The 16,716-nt window shown below is 57.0% G+C and carries 15 protein-coding genes; 6 read left to right on the top strand and 9 right to left on the bottom strand.

The genetic code is table 11. The features are described 5' to 3' along the window. Window positions 1-46 precede the first annotated feature (46 nt). Together K290_RS0114690 and K290_RS0114685 are read right to left on the bottom strand one after the other, a co-directional pair. Window positions 47-517, bottom strand: a complete 471-nt coding sequence (locus K290_RS0114690) for an Hsp20 family protein (protein ID WP_028752624.1) — start codon at window positions 515-517, stop codon at window positions 47-49. Window positions 518-756: 239 nt separating this feature from the next. Then, window positions 757-1,602: a helix-turn-helix transcriptional regulator gene (locus K290_RS0114685; protein WP_028752623.1), complete on the bottom strand. Its 846-nt coding sequence runs from the start codon at window positions 1,600-1,602 to the stop codon at window positions 757-759. Between the two features lie 181 nt (window positions 1,603-1,783). On the opposite strand from K290_RS0114685, the gene K290_RS34315 reads away from it, so the two are divergent. Continuing rightward, on the top strand, window positions 1,784-2,719 hold the full coding sequence (locus K290_RS34315) for a DMT family transporter (RefSeq protein ID WP_051264080.1): 936 nt from the start codon (window positions 1,784-1,786) through the stop codon (window positions 2,717-2,719). On the opposite strand, the gene K290_RS0114675 is transcribed toward K290_RS34315, so the two are convergent. Next, window positions 2,679-3,563: a LysR family transcriptional regulator gene (locus tag K290_RS0114675; RefSeq protein ID WP_028752622.1), complete on the bottom strand. Its 885-nt coding sequence runs from the start codon at window positions 3,561-3,563 to the stop codon at window positions 2,679-2,681. The two genes, K290_RS34315 and K290_RS0114675, sit on opposite strands and share 41 nt — an antisense overlap. A gap of 131 nt (window positions 3,564-3,694) precedes the next feature. On the opposite strand from K290_RS0114675, the gene K290_RS0114670 reads away from it, so the two are divergent. Beyond that, complete coding sequence (locus K290_RS0114670) at window positions 3,695-4,681, top strand: quinone oxidoreductase family protein (protein ID WP_028752621.1); 987 nt, start codon at window positions 3,695-3,697, stop codon at window positions 4,679-4,681. An 82-nt stretch (window positions 4,682-4,763) separates the two neighbouring features. Here K290_RS0114670 and K290_RS0114665 read toward each other — a convergent pair whose 3' ends face one another. The 5 genes from K290_RS0114665 to K290_RS0114645 all read right to left on the bottom strand — a co-directional run bounded on the left by K290_RS0114665 (window position 4,764) and on the right by K290_RS0114645 (window position 10,016). Next, complete coding sequence (locus K290_RS0114665; protein WP_245276545.1) at window positions 4,764-5,438, bottom strand: helix-turn-helix transcriptional regulator; 675 nt, start codon at window positions 5,436-5,438, stop codon at window positions 4,764-4,766. A 793-nt stretch (window positions 5,439-6,231) separates the two neighbouring features. Next, window positions 6,232-6,567, bottom strand: a complete 336-nt coding sequence (locus K290_RS0114660) for a hypothetical protein (protein ID WP_154668608.1) — start codon at window positions 6,565-6,567, stop codon at window positions 6,232-6,234. Between the two features lie 202 nt (window positions 6,568-6,769). Next, window positions 6,770-7,666, bottom strand: a complete 897-nt coding sequence (locus K290_RS0114655; protein WP_028752618.1) for a hypothetical protein — start codon at window positions 7,664-7,666, stop codon at window positions 6,770-6,772. A 76-nt stretch (window positions 7,667-7,742) separates the two neighbouring features. Next, window positions 7,743-8,318, bottom strand: coding sequence for an alpha-ketoglutarate-dependent dioxygenase AlkB (locus K290_RS0114650; RefSeq protein ID WP_028752617.1), 576 nt, complete (start codon window positions 8,316-8,318; stop codon window positions 7,743-7,745). A gap of 150 nt (window positions 8,319-8,468) precedes the next feature. Beyond that, on the bottom strand, window positions 8,469-10,016 hold the full coding sequence (locus tag K290_RS0114645) for a trimethylamine methyltransferase family protein (RefSeq protein ID WP_028752616.1): 1,548 nt from the start codon (window positions 10,014-10,016) through the stop codon (window positions 8,469-8,471). An 87-nt stretch (window positions 10,017-10,103) separates the two neighbouring features. Here K290_RS0114645 and K290_RS34310 point away from each other — a divergent pair, with 87 nt between their 5' ends. The 4 genes from K290_RS34310 to K290_RS38750 all read left to right on the top strand — a co-directional run bounded on the left by K290_RS34310 (window position 10,104) and on the right by K290_RS38750 (window position 16,172). Continuing rightward, the gene (locus K290_RS34310) at window positions 10,104-11,072 is read left to right on the top strand and encodes a LysR substrate-binding domain-containing protein (protein WP_051264076.1); all 969 of its coding nucleotides are present in this window, start codon (window positions 10,104-10,106) and stop codon (window positions 11,070-11,072) included. A gap of 207 nt (window positions 11,073-11,279) precedes the next feature. Beyond that, entirely contained in the window at window positions 11,280-13,403 is a 2,124-nt protein-coding gene (locus K290_RS0114635) for a carboxy terminal-processing peptidase (protein WP_028752615.1), read from the top strand. 259 nt (window positions 13,404-13,662) lie between these two features. Next, window positions 13,663-15,921, top strand: coding sequence for a bifunctional diguanylate cyclase/phosphodiesterase (locus K290_RS0114630; RefSeq protein WP_028752614.1), 2,259 nt, complete (start codon window positions 13,663-13,665; stop codon window positions 15,919-15,921). Between the two features lie 116 nt (window positions 15,922-16,037). Next, the gene (locus K290_RS38750; protein WP_280749440.1) at window positions 16,038-16,172 is read left to right on the top strand and encodes a hypothetical protein; all 135 of its coding nucleotides are present in this window, start codon (window positions 16,038-16,040) and stop codon (window positions 16,170-16,172) included. A gap of 99 nt (window positions 16,173-16,271) precedes the next feature. On the opposite strand, the gene K290_RS36235 is transcribed toward K290_RS38750, so the two are convergent. Beyond that, on the bottom strand, window positions 16,272-16,595 hold the full coding sequence (locus tag K290_RS36235) for a hypothetical protein (RefSeq protein WP_081670322.1): 324 nt from the start codon (window positions 16,593-16,595) through the stop codon (window positions 16,272-16,274). Between the last annotated feature and the right edge of the window lie 121 nt (window positions 16,596-16,716).

Below are 16,716 nucleotides of genomic sequence, written 5' to 3'. Positions count from 1 at the left end.
ACCCAACTGAGAGATGCCGCCCGGGGTCGAGCGGCATCCGCTGCTTTTAGGCCACCTGTTTTTCGGCATCGATCTGAAGCGGCGTCGCCTGGGGCTGGCTGCCACCGATCGCGATCTTACGCGGCTTCATCGCGTCCGGGATTTCGCGCTTTAGCTCGATGCTGAGAAGGCCATGCGTCAGCGAGGCATTCTCGACCCTCACATGGTCGGCGAGTTCGAAGCGCCGTTCGAAGGCGCGGCCGGCAATACCGCGGTGCAGATACTCCCCTTCCTTCTGCTCGGCCTTTTGGCCCTTCACGATAAGGACGTTGCGCTCCTGCGTGATGTCTAAATCGGCGTCGGCGAAACCGGCCACTGCCATCTGAATGCGGTAGTCGTTCTCACCCGTCTTGACGATATCGTAGGGCGGCCAGGTATCAAGGGCCTGCAAGCGCTGGGCGTTGTTGAGGAGATTGAACACACGGTCGAAGCCGATGCTGGACCGGTACAGCGGTGCGAAGTCGAATTCGTTTCTCATAACCAAATCCTCCGTAAAGCGAGATGGAAAGGAGACGCGTCGGAAACCTGCGTCTCCGGCTCTCCGGCCCCCTTTGGGCTGCCGGTGAACATCGATTTGGTTTGTGCTTTTTTCATATTCAAGACGGCGTCAAAAAAATTTTTAACAATAGGCAAGGGGACATCTGAAGCCTGCTGGCACTGGTCACCGTCCGGCGATTTCCGATGTGTGAATGGCTCGCAACACTTGGATCAGCAGACTTATCGTGTCTTGCGCCACTCGCCAGGCGTAACTCCGCATTCCACCTTGAATGCCTTCGTAAAATGGCTTTGAGAGGCAAAGCCGCAAGCCAAGGCCACATCGGCAAGGGTGAGATTGTCGTCGCGCAGGAGCTGCTTGGCACGCTCCCCCCGCCTTTCCATGAGGTAGCGGTGTGGAGAAACACCAAAACTCACGCGAAACATCTTCGCAAAATGAAACTTGCTCAGACGTGCTTCCAAAGCCAGTCGATCCAGTGTCAGTGGAAGCTCGAGGCTTGCCTCGATGAAATCACAAATCCGGCGCCGCACACGCGGTGATAGGCCGCCATGGTCGATTTTGCTTCTTACGTCCCCGACATGACGTTTGATGATGTGATGGATCAGCAGGTGGCAGGCAGAGTCCAGAGCCAGACGATCGCTCCTGTCGCGCCAGTCGAACGGTAATATCCCGCCGCGCATAATCATCGCAATCGAGGCATCATCCAGGAAAGTCAGATCCTTGAGTTCGAAAGCGCCCTGCCTGATGCCGAAACAATCGAGAGCTTGATGCTCAACGATCGCCGGTGCGATATAGAGATGCAACATCCGTACCGGCGCTCCGACACTCCATCGGCTCAGATGTCCGGCGGGCAGAAGGCAAATCTTACCGGGGGCGCCACCCGAGAGCTTCCTGTCCTCCCGCACCACCCTATCGCCGCCGGACAGATACAGGCTCAAAGTGTGATGATCGGGCCACTCATAATCGGTGGGATAACCGTCGTTTTTCCAAACGGCTAATGAGAGCCCTTGGGAAAGGAAACCCGCCCGCTCAAGATAGGCCCCGGTGCCGGTAAGGGCCTCGCTCACGCTGGAGTTATTCCGCTGCATGCAAAACCGTTCATTTGGGGCGCACATCCGAGTTCCATGATCTGCGCGGGTAAGCCTCAGAAATACCCAAGATCTTATAACATCGAGCCAAGATCGTGAAAGACCGACTCCTCATGACATGGGAAATGCAGCTTCCAGCAGTCTTCAGGAGAAAGTCAGAATGACCGCATTCTATTATGTCTTGACCGTCTTCATTTGGGGAACAACCTGGATCGCCATCAAGCACCAGGTCGGCATCGTATCGGTCGAGGCATCGATAGCCTACAGATTCACACTTGCCAGCATCGTTTTGATTTGCCTCCTCCTTGCGAGGTGCAAGCTGCGGTGGATTCCACTCCGGCAGCAACCATACCTCCTGTTACAGGCGCTATGCCTTTTTTCATGTAATTTCATATGCCTGTATATCGCAAGTATTTATATCCCGAGCGGAATTGTCTCCGTCGTGTTTTCCTCCGCAACCATATTCAATATTCTGAACGCGTTCGCCTTTTACGGCCGTAGGCCGGCGAAAAACATTCTAGCCGGCGCCATCTTCGGCGTTGCCGGCATTGCGATCTTGTTCTGGGGTAGCATCGTAAACACGGAGATGAACAGGGACATGATCATCGGGCTGTTTCTGGCGTTGTTGGGTACCTGGTTTTTCTCCGTTGGAAACCTCGTCTCAGCCCGCAATCAGAAACAGGGTTTGCCGACCGCCTCCGTCAATGCCTGGGCAATGCTATACGGCGCAATCATCGTTTCGACATTTGCGCTGCTCCGCGGAGCCTCGTTCACCCTTGATCTGTCACCGGCCTATTTGATTTCTCTACTGTATTTGGCAATCGGCGGCTCAGTCATCGGCTTCACTGCATATCTCACGGTGCTGCACCGCGTCGGACCGGAAAAAGCGGCCTATATGACTGTGCTGTTTCCCGTCGTCGCGCTGACGATTTCCGTGTTTCTGGAGGCATATGTATTGACGCCTATGATTGGCGTCGGTCTCGCATTGGTTCTATGCGGGAATCTGCTTGTCCTCAAAAGAAGGCCGCCAAAATCGATGGAAGCGGTTTTCGAGATCAAGCCTCCTGCTGCAACTCATCCGCCAGGAAATCGATAAGGGCTCGAACGCGATGACTGGCTGCGGTGCCATTCGTGACCGCATACAGATTGGCGCTCTCCGGCAGGAACCTTTCGAGCGCTGTCACCAGTGCACCGGATGCCAGTTCTTCGCGGACATCCCAGACGAGGCTCAAACAGACGCCATAGCCCTTCAAAGCCCACCGCTTCAAAACGGAGCCGTCGTTCGCTACGCGATTTCCAGAGACTCGCGTCGAAATTTTCCTGCCGTCATCCACGAAATGCCAAGTCGAAAACGTCGTTGCCGGCCTTGAGACGACTAGGCAGTTGTGGCCCGAAAGCTCGTCGGGATGCGCCGGCAGGCCACGTGAGTCCCAATAGGAAGGAGCCGCACAAACGACCCGCTGACCGCGCAAGATCATGCGGGCTTTCAGCGAAGAGTCTCGCAAAGGTCCGTTTCGTATCGCGAGATCGATGTTTTGCTCGACGAGATCGACAACCGCATCCGACAGATGCAGATCTATCGAAACGCCCGAGTGTCGTTCCATGAAGCGGTCGATGGCCGGAACGATTTTGCTCCTGCCGAAGTCAACGGTCGAAGTCATCCTGATAGGCCCACGCAAGGGACCGCCTCTCACGCCTTCGATGGAGGCATCCCAATCGGCGAGCAATCGCCGGGCATTCGACAAGAACTGCAGGCCTTCATATGTGAACGAAAGGCGCCGCGTTGATCGTCTGATCAATGTCGTGCCTGCCTGCTCCTCCAGTTGTTGCAACGCCACCGTAGCGGTCGACGTGGCGACCGAACTCTGTCGTGCCGCCGCTGACAGGCTACCCGCCTCCGCGATGCTGACGAAGAGACGGAGCGCGTCCAAAGTATCCATTTCTCGAAAACTCCGAAAGGTGCTGTCGGAAGCTACCCGATTATCAGACGAACCGAAATGATCGATATCTCTTTGGACATCAACTTTGGGCGCTGCCACTCGATGAAAGTGGCGCCAGGAAAGGAATCGACATGCCGGTCAAAGCACGAGCAGCGCGCATCTATCAGTACGGTGCCCCAGAAGTTTTAACGTTCGAGGACATCCTCGTTCCGGAACCGGGCGATGGTGAGGTTCTCGTCCGCAGCACGATGATTGGTCTCAACTTTGTCGACGTCTATTTCAGGCGGGGCACGATGCAGGTGTCGTCATTCCCCGCAACTATCGGCAATGAGGCGGCGGGCGTCGTGGAAGCTATCGGGCCTGGCGTTACTTCGGTGAAAGTGGGTGACCGCGTGGTTTTTGGCCATAGCACGGGCGCTTATGCGACCGCCGGCCTCCATCCCGCTGATCGGCTGGCGCTTATTCCGGACGGAGTCTCCGATGCGCAGGCCGCCGGCAGTTTCCTCAAGGGCCTGACGGCGAGATATCTGATCAAGGACGTCGTGCCGTTAAAGCGCCGAGACACCATCCTTTATCATGCCGCAGCAGGTGGCGTAGGCCAGATCTTTGTGCAGTGGGCAAAGTCCCTTGGGTATCGGGTTATTGGCACAGTATCGAATGACAGCAAGGCAAAGGTTGCCCGCCAAGCAGGGTGCGATCACGTCATCAACTACCGTACCGAAGATTTCGTAGCGCGAACCTTCGAACTGACCGACGGTCTCGGCGTAGAGGCTGTCTTCGATTCCGTCGGCGAAGATACTTTTCGCGGCTCTCTTGCAGTCCTCAAAGTTCGCGGCACGCTGGTTCAGTTCGGTAAGGCGTCCGGCGAGATCACTCCCATCGATCCCTACGAACTTGGTCCACGAGGTCTTCACCTGACATGGCCTATGCTGCAGCATTACGTCACAACACCAGCTCAGACCGCCGAAGCTGCCGCCGACCTATTCGCTGCAATCCAATCCGGCATTCTGCACGTCGATCCTTCGCGCATTTATTCATTCGATGATGTTATTCAGGCTCATCACGATCTGGAAGAGCGGCGCACGACGGGCTCCGCGGTCCTTCGCGTAACTCCATAGCGAGCGCCCCTATCGGCTGGCGACCGTGCGCAACGGTGAAACCGATCGACACTGCGGCGCCAATTGCCATGAAAACGCCGATCTACTTCCGGCGCTCACGCCTCAAATCAACTGAGGGCAGGATTCCGAAGGCCTCCCTGTATTGCAGGGAAAAGCGCCCGAGGTGGGTAAAGCCCCAACGGCCGGCGATCTCCGCAATGGTCGCATTGGGCGGCGCGTCTCTTATGTCGCTTCGTGCGCCTTCGAGCCGCAGTCGTCGCAGATAAGCCATCGGCGTCTCGTCAAAGAAATGACGGAAGTTGAGTTGTAATGCTCGAACGCTCACGTCGGCTGCCGCGGCCATGTCTGCAATGGTTATCGGTGCACCGGCGTGTGTTCGGGCAAATTCGATCGCTCGTTTGATCTGTTTTGGGGCGATCGATCTTGCCACCGGCTTTCGATTGAAAAGCGAATGGGGCAGGTTCTGCACCATCAGCAACGACAAGGTTTCCTGGAAGCTGGCGAGCGCGATCGGCGACGCCTCCAGAGTATGGTTCGTGCAGATCTCATCCCTGAAAAATTGCATCAGCGTCAGAAGTTTTGGCATCGCCCCTTCGGTCAGGGAATGCTCCGGCTTAAATTCGAAATTTGCCGGTGCAAAACACTCAAATGTGCCGGCAAGTGCCGCCATCACCGATTTGCGGCTGATCGTGAATCCCTCGCCGATCGACTTCTCGCCGATTTCTATTCCGGAATACCGATCGGCCGTCGTCAGCACGGCCGAACCGGGACTGACGATGTGGCGAATGTTGCCCGTCGCCAGTTGGCAATAGGATGATTGTTCGAAAAAGAACATGAAGTCATCGCGCTCGACCGCAACGGAAAACGCGCGTCTCGATGCACTCGATCCACCCCATCCCACAAAGCCGTCAACACCATACATGGTGAAGCCGAAAAGCTCTCGCGACTCGCGATTGAGAGGAATGTGGCTGTCTCGCTTTTTGTTTGTGGATAGCCATTGCGCGATTTCTTCGCCTGTCAGTGGTGCCTCTTCAAGCGTCGCGGTGAAAATCTCAGCCAATTCGAATCCCTGATTTTGCGAACTGCATTGCGATGCGTCCGTGCCTGAATTCACGCCGACCGAAGCGAAAACGGCGCCGCAGTGGATTCGGTGATGACGCTACGGAAGTAACTTTATTACCCAGTCTAAAGGCGCTTGAAGGAGCGTTTTAGATTAAGAAGCTTTCGCCATGAGCCATCGGCAGCCATTTGGTCAAGCCCCTCGTGAGAGGCGAAAAGATTTGCGCTTCAGAAGCGAGGAAAACTGGCTGACGAAGTATCCACTTTGCGCAATTTTATCCGAAGTACGCAGCCTTCGATCGGCATTTGCCAACGGAACGTTCTGCACATTCGGCCAGATGCGCCCTTAGTGTTGCAGTCGGAATATTGCTGGGGCGGCGGCGCAACCGCCTGGTCCACGTAAAAAACTATCTGGAGGCGCTGTGCGCGCAAACGCTTCGCAAGACCCATGGCATTACGAAGGCGTCGCCGGTTTTAGAGTTGTTTAAGTGTTACTGCAGTTCAAGCTTAACGACCGTTCCGTCGATGAGATCGGCTTTCGCAATTCCCATTAAAATATAGCCTTCATAGGCAACGGGCCTTGGATGCGGCCAGTCTCTATACGCGGTGGCTTCAACGACCGCTCTGCCTGGAGCATAGATCTCGGCACGAAGCTCTTTTCCAATGGGAAGGTCGGACCTTCCTTCCAAGATTACAGTCGTTCCAAATTTACTGTTGATCGAAAAAAAGCCCAATATCCTTCGCATTTTATCCTCGAGAATTTCACAACCTACTTTTGCATTTGGCAGTAACAGTCTCGCAGAAAAGTTTAGATCGAAATCGTTCAACAACGATTGCGGTTAAAGCACGCATTTGAACCAATCCCCTCTCGCTGTGACGTTTTTGACCAATTCGCCCGATGCCGAAGGCCACCTGGGCGCTGGACGGCCGGTGAGTTGCTTGATCGTTGTCGGATCACACTTGACGGCGCCAACGGAAACTTTGTCCTGACACGTGAGGCGCGCCCCTGCGAATGTTTGGGGATCAAGCTCACAGACGATGCGGTGCCGAGCCAGTCGGCTTTCGTCGCCGCTCCAGCGCGCGCGCAGCTTTCCTCGCCACGCGCAATTCCTCAAGTGACGACTGTCGCCAGAGGGCGCCGCTGTCGCTCGTCTGCGAGCCAGGCCGAGACGGCCAGGTTTTCACGAGTTCATCGAAGGTGGCCGGACGCCAGCGCCCCCAGATATAATCGTCATCCGGAAGGAAGCCGCCGTAGAGGGAACGAAGGGTTTCCGGCTCAACGAGCTCCCCGTCGAAGCCGGTGAAGACGACGATACCGTAGCTTCGTGTCATCACGGGGCGGCCAAGGGGCGGAAGTTCATCCGGCAGCAAAGGATAGCGCCGCCGGCGCCGTTCGGCCGCGCGGGCACGCGATGCCTGCTCCTCCTCTGATCCACGTCTTTCCGCCTGCCGCTTCCTGCGCTCCTCAGGTTCGTTGCGCCTCGCGGCAGCCTCGATCCGGTCCCAGCGTCGACGCAAGTCTTCGTAGGATCGGTAAGGAATGGTCCAGACCCTGTTATCCGCATCCCACCAGGCGAATGGTACGTCCCGCATCTCATTGACGACCGTACGGGAATAAGGCGTTTTCACCTCCAGGCGATCGTCGTGGACGACGAGATAGTTCGAAAGGATCGGATCGAAAGCGTAGGCGTCACGGCCTTTGATGTCGGCATAGGCATCCGCGGCAGCAGCCTCGCGCTCCAGCCAACGGTCGAAGCGCCGTGCTGCCGTCTTTCCCGGCACGAACCAGGCTTTGAGATCCTCACTCCAGCGGGCGCGCGGAAAGCTTTTGCGGAACCTTTCGACCGTCATCCGGTCATACGGAAAGGTCGCCGCCGCGCCGGGCCGATCATCCGCTTTGGTGTTTTTCTCTTCGCCGCTCTTCATCTTCGTCGCGCTGCAATCGTCCGTTCAACAATGAACGCCTCGGAACCGGCTGCGGTTCAAGAAACCGCCGCCTTGGTCAGCCGATTTCCCGGAAGGTGATCGAATAGCGAAGCTGCTCCGCGGGCGGGATCGAATGCTCCCATTCGCTCCGGGCCGCGCCCGACAGCATGTAGATGGAGCCGGGCTCGGCAATCACCGAGGCGCGCTCCCACTTTGCGCCGGCACGGCGCCTCAGTCTGAAGATGCAGGGGGAGAGCAGCGAAACGCCGACCACTCTGCCGAACACTCTTTTATCCTTATGCCAGCCGATGGGTGCACCAGGCGCATATTCGGTGATCAGAGCCTGTTGCAGCCTATCGGGCTGGATATCGGCGAACGTTGCCGCGATATCGCGGACCGGCAAAAGAAAGGACGGCATGCTCTCGATGCGCGTCACCTGCTCAGTATCGAAATCATATTTCCAGCCATAGGAGACGACCCGCCGCTTGCCCTCGAAACCATGAAAGTCGAAAGGCTTCAACGGCAGTTGCCTAATCTCGCGAAGCAGTTCGGACTGCATAACTTCTGGAACGACATCGGGTTGGTAGCGGAAGCCCTCGGGCAGTCGCGGCTCCGCTTCAGCAAACAAATCTCCCTGTCGCGACATGCTCATGATCAGTTCCTCGCCGGCGCATCCGTGGATGGCTGGCACTTGGCGGGAGCGATGAAATCGTCTGCCACCATTTCTCTGATCCCAATTAGGACGTCTTCGACCGAATGCAACAGGGGCGTTCACGAGGCCTTTCTGTCAGCATCTTCCCCTTCAGTACCAGCCATCGGCCATCGACGACTTGCGTCTGTTTACGAACTCACAAAGGGCCTCATCAAGGGCGCTGTCGAGAGGTGGTGCTTCGTAGTCTTCGAGTGTCCTTTTCCATTGGCGATTGGCGCGGGTCGCAATGTCAGTCGATCCGCCCTCCTCGCTCCACTTCTCGAAAGGTTCGTTGTCCGACAGCGTCGTTTGCCAGAACGCGGTCTGGTAGTTTCGCATTGTATGGGCGGAGCCGAGGAAATGGCTGCCGGGCCCTACCTCTTCGAACGCATCGAAGGCCAGCGTGTTGTCGTCCACCGTGACGCCGGCGAGATAGGAATGGAGCGCTCCGCAGAGGTCCGCATCCATCACGAATTTTTCATAGGACATGGACAGCAAACCATCGAGGAAGCCGGCGGAATGCAGGATGAAGTTCGCGCCGCAGTGGATGGCCGACAGCATGGACATCAGCCCCTCCTGCATGGCCTGGCCGTCTGGCAGTTTGGAGTTGGAGAAGTTGCCGGCACACCGCAAAGGCAGCTTCAGCCGCCGTGCGAGCTGCCCGATGACCATCGAGCCAATGGCGGGCTCGGGGGTACCGAAGGTAGGCGATCCCGACCGCAGCGACATCGAAGACAGGAAGTTGCCGAAAATGACCGGCGCCCCTTTCCGCTCAAGCTGTGTCAGAGCGCAGCCGGCGAGCGTTTCCGCATAGGATTGGGCGATGGCTCCCGCGTTCGTGACCGGCCCCATGGCACCCCCGAGGATGAACGGTACGATGACGGCGGCTTGGTTGGCGCGGGCATAGGCGCGCAGCGACTTCGTCATGGTGCCGTCCCAGACAAGGGGAGAGTTCACATTGACATTGCCGAGGATGACGCAATTTTGGTCGACGAAATCAGCGCCGAAAAGAATCCGTGTCATCTCGATCGAATCCTCGGCGCGCTCCTCCGCCGTCACCGAGCCCATGAACGCGCGATCGGAATATTTTATGTGGCTGTAGACCATATCGAGATGGCGCTTGTTCACCGGCACGTCCACCGGCTCGCAGATCGTGCCGCCGGAATGATGCAGCCACGGGCTTGCCTGAGCGAGCTTGATGAAATTGCGAAAGTCTTCGATGGTGCCGTACCGACGGCCTTTGTCCAGGTCCATAACGAAGGGCGAACCATAGGCTGGCGAGAAGACTACATTGCCTCCCCCGATCTGCACGCCGTTCGCCGGATTGCGGGCGTGCTGTGTGAACACGCTCGGGGCGGTAGAGACAATCTCACGAAGCATTCCGGGTTCGAAGCGAACGCGCACACCGTCCACATTGGCCCCAGCCTTCTTCCAGTGTTCGACGGAAACCGGATCGTCGCGAAACTCTATTCCGATTTCCGCCAGGATCCGGTCTGCCGTCCGCTCGATCTTTTGTAAGCTTTCTTCCGAGAGAATGTCGTAGGTCGGGATGTTGCGGATGATATAGGGAACATGAAGCTTTTCCGCGCCATCGCGCCGGGCGGATCGCCCGCTTCGTCCACGTCTGCCAACTCTCTCTTCAATTGCCGCCTCGGTCATCGCCACCTCCATAATCCAAGTGGAGGCTAAACGACTTTGACGCTTTGTAACGCTGGAAAAAACTTGGTCTTTGTATAAGCTCCATTTATGGAAACTTTCAGAAGACTTTTGCCGTCCGCCTCCAGCCTGATCATTTTCGAGGCAGCGGGAAGGCATCAGAATTTTAGTCGTGCCGCCGAAGAACTCGGAATGACCCAGGCTGCCGTGTCGTTTGCGGTGCGAAAGCTCGAGGACCAGCTCGGCGTGCCCCTCTTTCATCGCGAGCATCGCAGTGTCGAATTGACCGAAGTCGGCGAGCGTTTCCATGCGGATGTCACCGTCGGTCTTTCGCGCATCCACAAGTCGGCAGAGGACATTCGAACGAAAGGCCGGGAATTCAATGTTACTCTGGCAGCCTCGACCGCCTTCGGTTCCATGTGGATGCTGCCGCGTCTGACCCGTTTCCGGGCCGACCTGCCAGACATCGATCTGCGCATCCAAACCAGCATGCGGGACCTCGATCTGGACGAGGAGCCGATCCCGCTCGGCGTTCGGGGCGGCGATCCGGCAAGTTGGCCGCGCTATCATTCCGTCATGCTTGCGCCGGAAGTTGTCTTCCCCGTCGCGAGCGCCGGCTTCGTCGAACGGCGCGGTCTTCCCGAGCGGCCAGAGGACCTCCTGACGTTGCCTCTCATCCATCTGGAAGAACCCGTCAGAGCTGCCTGCGATTGGTCGGAGTGGTTTGCAAGTGCGGGAGTGCGATATTCCGCTCAAGCGCGGCGGCTGGCGATCAACGACTATGTGCTCGTCATACAGGCCGTTCTGGCAGGCGAAGGCGTCGCTCTCGGCTGGCAGCATCTCATCGAGGAGCAGATCCGATCGAGAGCGCTCGTTCCGGTGGGCAGGCATGTTCTTTACACCAATGCGGCCTTCCACGTCGTCTGGCCGCGATCGAGAGAACTCAATGCCCAGGCAAGGCGGGTGCGTGACTGGCTGGTCGAAGAAGGACGACGCAACCGCCAGGAAGAGCAGGTTCTCAACAGCGACCCAGCCGGTCGCCCGGATCACCTCCAGTGATTCTGCTGCAGACCCGGCAGGTTAGGAGCCCAAAGTACGCCCTGAACAGACCTCAATCAGGCGATTGGTGGCCTACTGAAATCAATGTCCGGGACTTTGTGAAACGCGCTTTTAGACCGAGCGCATTCGTTTATTGCTAAAAAACCATAATTGTTCCACGAACATCACACATTAAAGACTCGACGTTGACAATTGGATCAAAGCTTAATGCATATACGATACGGTTTCCTCTGGGTGTTCCTGGCAATTGCCCCTTCGGCATATGCGCTGGAAACCGGCTCACCGCCCGTTTTGGCGCCGCTGGAGCAGCAGGCGCAAGCGGCTCATCTGAGCGCGCAATTTCTCACGCGTTTCCACTATAAGCCCGTTCCACTTGATGATGCCCTATCGGCTAAGATCATGAACCGGTTTATCAAATCTCTGGATCCGGATCGTGTCCTTTTCCTTCAGGCCGATATCGACAAGTTCATGGCGGACAGCGCCAAGATCGACGACGCCATCAATCAGGAAGACTTGCAGATCCCGTTTTCGATTTTCAACGTTTATGAGCAGCGGGTCGTCGATCGCATGAGTTATGCGCGCGGTCTGCTCAACCAAAAGATCGACTTCAGTGTGCAGGAAGACTATCCCCTCGTCCGCGACAAGGAGCCCTGGCCGCAATCGGAAGCGGAAAGCAATGACTTGTGGCGCAAGCGCGTCAAGAACGATTGGCTGCGTTTGAAGCTTGCCGGCAAAGACGATGCTGCCATTCGCGACACGCTCGACAAACGCTATGAAAATTCCCTGGAACGCGCCTACAAATATAAAAGCGATGATGTTTTCCAGACGTTCATGGACGCCTATACGACATCGATAGATCCGCATACCGACTATTTCGGCGCCGCCGCTTCGGCCGAATTCGATATTTCAATGAAGCTCTCGCTGGTTGGTATCGGCGCCGTGCTGCAGGAACGGGATGACTATACAACAATCCGCGAGCTCGTGGCTGGCGGCCCGGCACAACTGTCCGGCAAGCTTGCCGTCGGGGACCGTATCACCGGCGTCGGTCAGGGTGCGGACGGTCCGATCAAGGAAGTGGTCGGTACGCGCCTCGACGAAATCGTGCAGATGATCCGCGGCGCAAAGGGTTCGGTCGTGCGCCTGGACATCTTGCCGGCGGACGCCGGACCGGATGGCAAGCACCGCATCATCAGCCTAGTGCGAGACAAGATCAGCCTCGACAAACAAGCGGCGAAGAAAACGATCCTGCCGGTAAAGGATGGCGATGCCACGCGCAAGATAGGCGTGATTACGCTGCCCGCTTTCTACGAGGACTTCGAAGCACGACGAAAAGGCGACAAGGATTACCGAAGCGCCAGCCGCGACGTTGCCAAACTCCTCGGCGAACTGAAGCAAGACAAGGTCGACGGGGTCCTGATCGACCTGCGTGACAATGGCGGCGGTTCGTTGTCCGAAGCGATTGATATGACTGGCCTGTTTGTTGGCAAGGGTCCAGTCGTCCAGCAGCGCAATGCAGATGGTGACTTGGAGGTGGAGAAAGATGATCTCTCAGCTCCCGTATGGACCGGTCCGCTCAGCGTGCTGATCAATCGCGGCTCGGCGTCGGCTTCGGAGATTTTTGCCGCGGCAATACAGGACTACGGCCGAGGCGTGATCGTCGGCGAACCGAGTTTCGGCAAAGGTACCGTGCAGACCGTCGTCAATCTCGATCAGGTGGCTCATAATCTCAAACCGAAATTCGGCGAGCTGAAAGTGACGATCGCCCAGTTTTTCCGGGTGAATGGCGGCACGACGCAGCTACGCGGTGTGGTGCCCGATATCAGCCTGCCGGGTCTTTCGGATCTCAAGACCTTTGGCGAGTCGAGTTTCGACAACGCTCTGCCTTGGACCCAAGTCAAACCCGCGAACTACAAGCCTTCGGGTGATATAAAGGCGCTTCTACCTGAGCTGCAAAGCCGCCACGACGCCCGGGTGCAGGACAATCCGGATTTCCAACGCTTTGTAGCGGACATCACAGACCTGAAGGCGCAGCGCGACAAACGGGTTGTCTCGCTCAACGAGACTGAGCGTCGCAACGAACTGACTGCCCAGGCAAATCGTCACAAATCGGGCGACAAAATCAACGATGGCGTGGACGCTGGTGACGACGACGGCCTGCAGGCTAATGAGCGTAGCCTGAGTGCTGATCTCGCCATTGAAAATGCCCGCAAGAACGTCAAGGACGTCTTGCTGAACGAGGCCGCCTCTATTCTTGCCGATGAGGCGGATCTGCAGAAAGGTGCGCTGAAGACCGCCATACGACAATCGGGAAACGCTGACGGAAAGCAGTAATTCCGGACGGCACAACCGACGTACTCTTCATCGCTACGCGCCGGCAGTCCTCGTCGCTGCCGGTAAAGGCGGCGGCCGGCAGGGCATCGACAGGAGCAGAGCCGACGCCCGCTGAACTTGATCGCGTTCGATCCTGCCACCTCGGTTTCGCAGGCAATTTTGGCTGCGGAGCTTGAGGCTTGGGCAGAGAAATTCGGCTTAGCGTTGCTTTAAAGAAACTGTGCAAAGATGCCGGCCTGTCCTCTATACCGGCAACCTGATGAAGTTTCGAAGAAAACCTAAAATATTAGGCGACTTGGCGAGCTCTGCGATAGGGCACACCAGCGCATTTGCTCCAGCAATATTTGCGGCGACCATTGCAATAATCGTCGTCTATGTCGCAACCAACTGGCGACTGGAGCGATCGCTGGCCGATGAACGGGCAATTGTTGCCGGTGAGCTCGCCACCATATCATCTCGGCTCCAGACAAACCTCAATAGCAATGTGAAGCTGTTGCAAGGCTTGGCGGCCGGAATTGCGGTCAATCCGGCGATGGAGCAAGACGCTTTTTCCAAACTTGCCGAGCAGATTTTGCAGCCCGATTCACAATTGCGAAGTTTCGCCGCTGCACCTGGCATGGTGGTCAAATGGGTCTATCCGGAAAAAGGAAACGAAAAGGCGGTCGGACTGGACTATCGAACGAACGAAAAGCAGCGGGATAGCGCGATGCTGGCGCGCAACACCCACAATATCGTTCTGACCGGCCCTGTGGAACTTGTCCAGGGCGGAACTGCTTTCGTGATCAGATGCCCGGTTTATGTCAACGACGGAACAAGCCAGGTCTTTTGGGGCCTTCTTTCGGGAGTCGTGGACATACCAAGACTTTACCAAGATAGCGGCCTTGGATCGGCCGACCTTGAGATTGCCATCAGCACGGTTCCGGAGCCGAGCTCGCCTAAACAGGTTTTTCTCGGCAGCCTGGATACTTTTTCGAAGCGACCCGTCGTGGCATCGGTCGATATGACCTATGGCCGGTGGACCCTTGGCGCGGTGCCGAAGGGCGGATGGGGGCAAAATAGCGGCATTGCCACTTTCGAGTTCTATGCCGGCCTTTTGTCATTTTGCGTCGTTGCACCGATTGTCTGGGTTGGCTTTCTGACCAAATCACGCCAGAAAACCATTGAGAAGCTTCGCCTTCACAAGAAAAAGCTCGTCCGGGCACGGCAAAGGCTGGAGTACCTGTCATTACATGACGCACTGACGGGGCTTCCTAACAGACGATTTGTTGACCAAATGATCTCGCAACCGCCGAGACCCGGTCCGGAAGATTGTCTGATCCTCATTCATATCGACCTCGATCGATTTAAGGAGATCAACGACACGAGAGGGCATGCCGGAGGCGACGCAGTCCTGCAGACAACGGCTTTGCGCCTTGCCAATTTGGCAGGCCCGAATGACGTAGCGGCTCGGATCGGTGGAGATGAGTTCATCTTCGCGAGCTGGAGCATCAGTCCCGACTCTAAAGCAAACAGATTGGCCCAACAGATTGTCGCCACGCTCGAGCAGCCCCTCTCCATTGAGGGTGCTGAATGCGTTGTCGGTGCAAGCGTCGGTGTCGCCTGGGAGAACGAACGCACGCGCGGGCGGGACCTTAGTCAATTGCTTCTAAATGCCGATTTGGCGCTGTACGAGGCAAAGCAGACGGGCCGCGGCCGGGCGGCTATTTTCACCGAAGAGCTTCGAAGCGCCGCAATCCATTCGAAGGAATTGGCGAACGAATTCAATCATGCGCTCGATCGCGATGAACTCGTTGCATTCTTCCAGCCGCAGTTTAACGCCAACACGTTGGAAATTGCCGGCGTCGAGACACTTGCCCGTTGGGATCATCCGCGAAAAGGTCTGCTCGGCCCTGACAAATTCCTTGCCGTCGCGGAGAATCTGGGACGTTCCGGCGACATGGACAGGCTGATTCTGCAAAAGGCGCTATTCGAGCTTACGAGATGGGACAGCCTGGGAATGCACATCCCGCGCGTCTCCGTCAATATCTCAGCGCGGCGGCTGGCGCAGGCAAATCTGCTTGCCGAGCTGTCGGCGCTTCCCATGGCGAAGGGCCGCCTGTGTTTCGAGCTGCTTGAGACCATCTCGTTCGATGATTTCCAACCTGTTCTCAATGAGATAATTCCCGCGATCAAAGAGCTGGGCATTGAGATCGAGATCGATGATTTCGGCACCGGACATGCCAGTATCGTTAGCTTGCTCAGATTCGAGCCAAGAAGGCTCAAGATTGATCGGGAAATTATCAACCCGATTGTCACGTCTCCGTCTCAACGCCGTCTGGTCTCCTCGATTATCGAAATCGGCCGCTCACAAAACATCGACATTGTTGCCGAGGGCGTGGAGACAATGGAGCATGCCAATATCCTGAAAGATCTTGGCTGCCATTTGCTGCAAGGCTATGCCCTGGCACGACCAATGACCTCGAAGCAGCTGATCGAATTTTGCCGTGCGAAGGGCAAGGAATTTTCGGAAGCTGGCTAAGCAGCGCCCTGCTTCCCGGCCGCACTTCACACAGCCGCTATGACCGGAGCCCCGAACATTGAAGGGCTAGACGCGGATCGCGGCAATCGCGGACCGATAGCTTCTTCAGCAACAGCGTGGGCGCCTATATCGTCTTCTGCGAAGGATTGCTCAACCTGGTCGCCAGGGCGCGGGCCGACGGAGCAATCGACGCGCTCGCCAAGCGCGAAGCGCTGATCCGCGATCTTCATATCGAAATCGATCGCGATTGAGACTCTCTGTTCCGGGTAGCGGTCGCACGCTCGGCGACCGAATGGTCACGCTCGGTGTTATCAGGCCGAGTCGCTGCAAAAAAACCGTCAGAAATCCGGTCAATCGTCGAAGGGAGGCTCATATGTCTGGCAATTATAAAGCCTGCAGCTTCTGTCTTTCGCCGGGACCCAGTCATCCGTGGCCACCGTACTCGGATCGCAATAGCTGCTGTCGCGCACGTAGCGATCATACAGCGTGCCCGACTGGCGCGACCCGGGATGGGTCAGAATGATTGCTCCCCGACTGTCGATGATTTGCCGCAGCGCGGCGCAAGTGTGACTGGTCGAGTTGACGCGGGAGATTGCCGAAGCGGGATGAGCAGAGACGACGATAATGCTTAAAAAGAGAGCGATGCCCTCAGCGCATGAGGTTAATCGTGACATAGCAGGAATCCAACCTAATTCATCCGGTCATCTAACCGACTGAACGTGCCTCAGGTTCCAAGGTGGGTCGGGCTCCCGTCTTTCGCGGGACATGAACGCGGCGCCGAGCAAAGTGTTGCAC

Source organism: Rhizobium leucaenae USDA 9039 (assembly GCF_000426285.1).
GTDB lineage: Bacteria > Pseudomonadota > Alphaproteobacteria > Rhizobiales > Rhizobiaceae > Rhizobium > Rhizobium leucaenae.
This window is presented reverse-complemented; position numbering and strand designations above follow the sequence as displayed.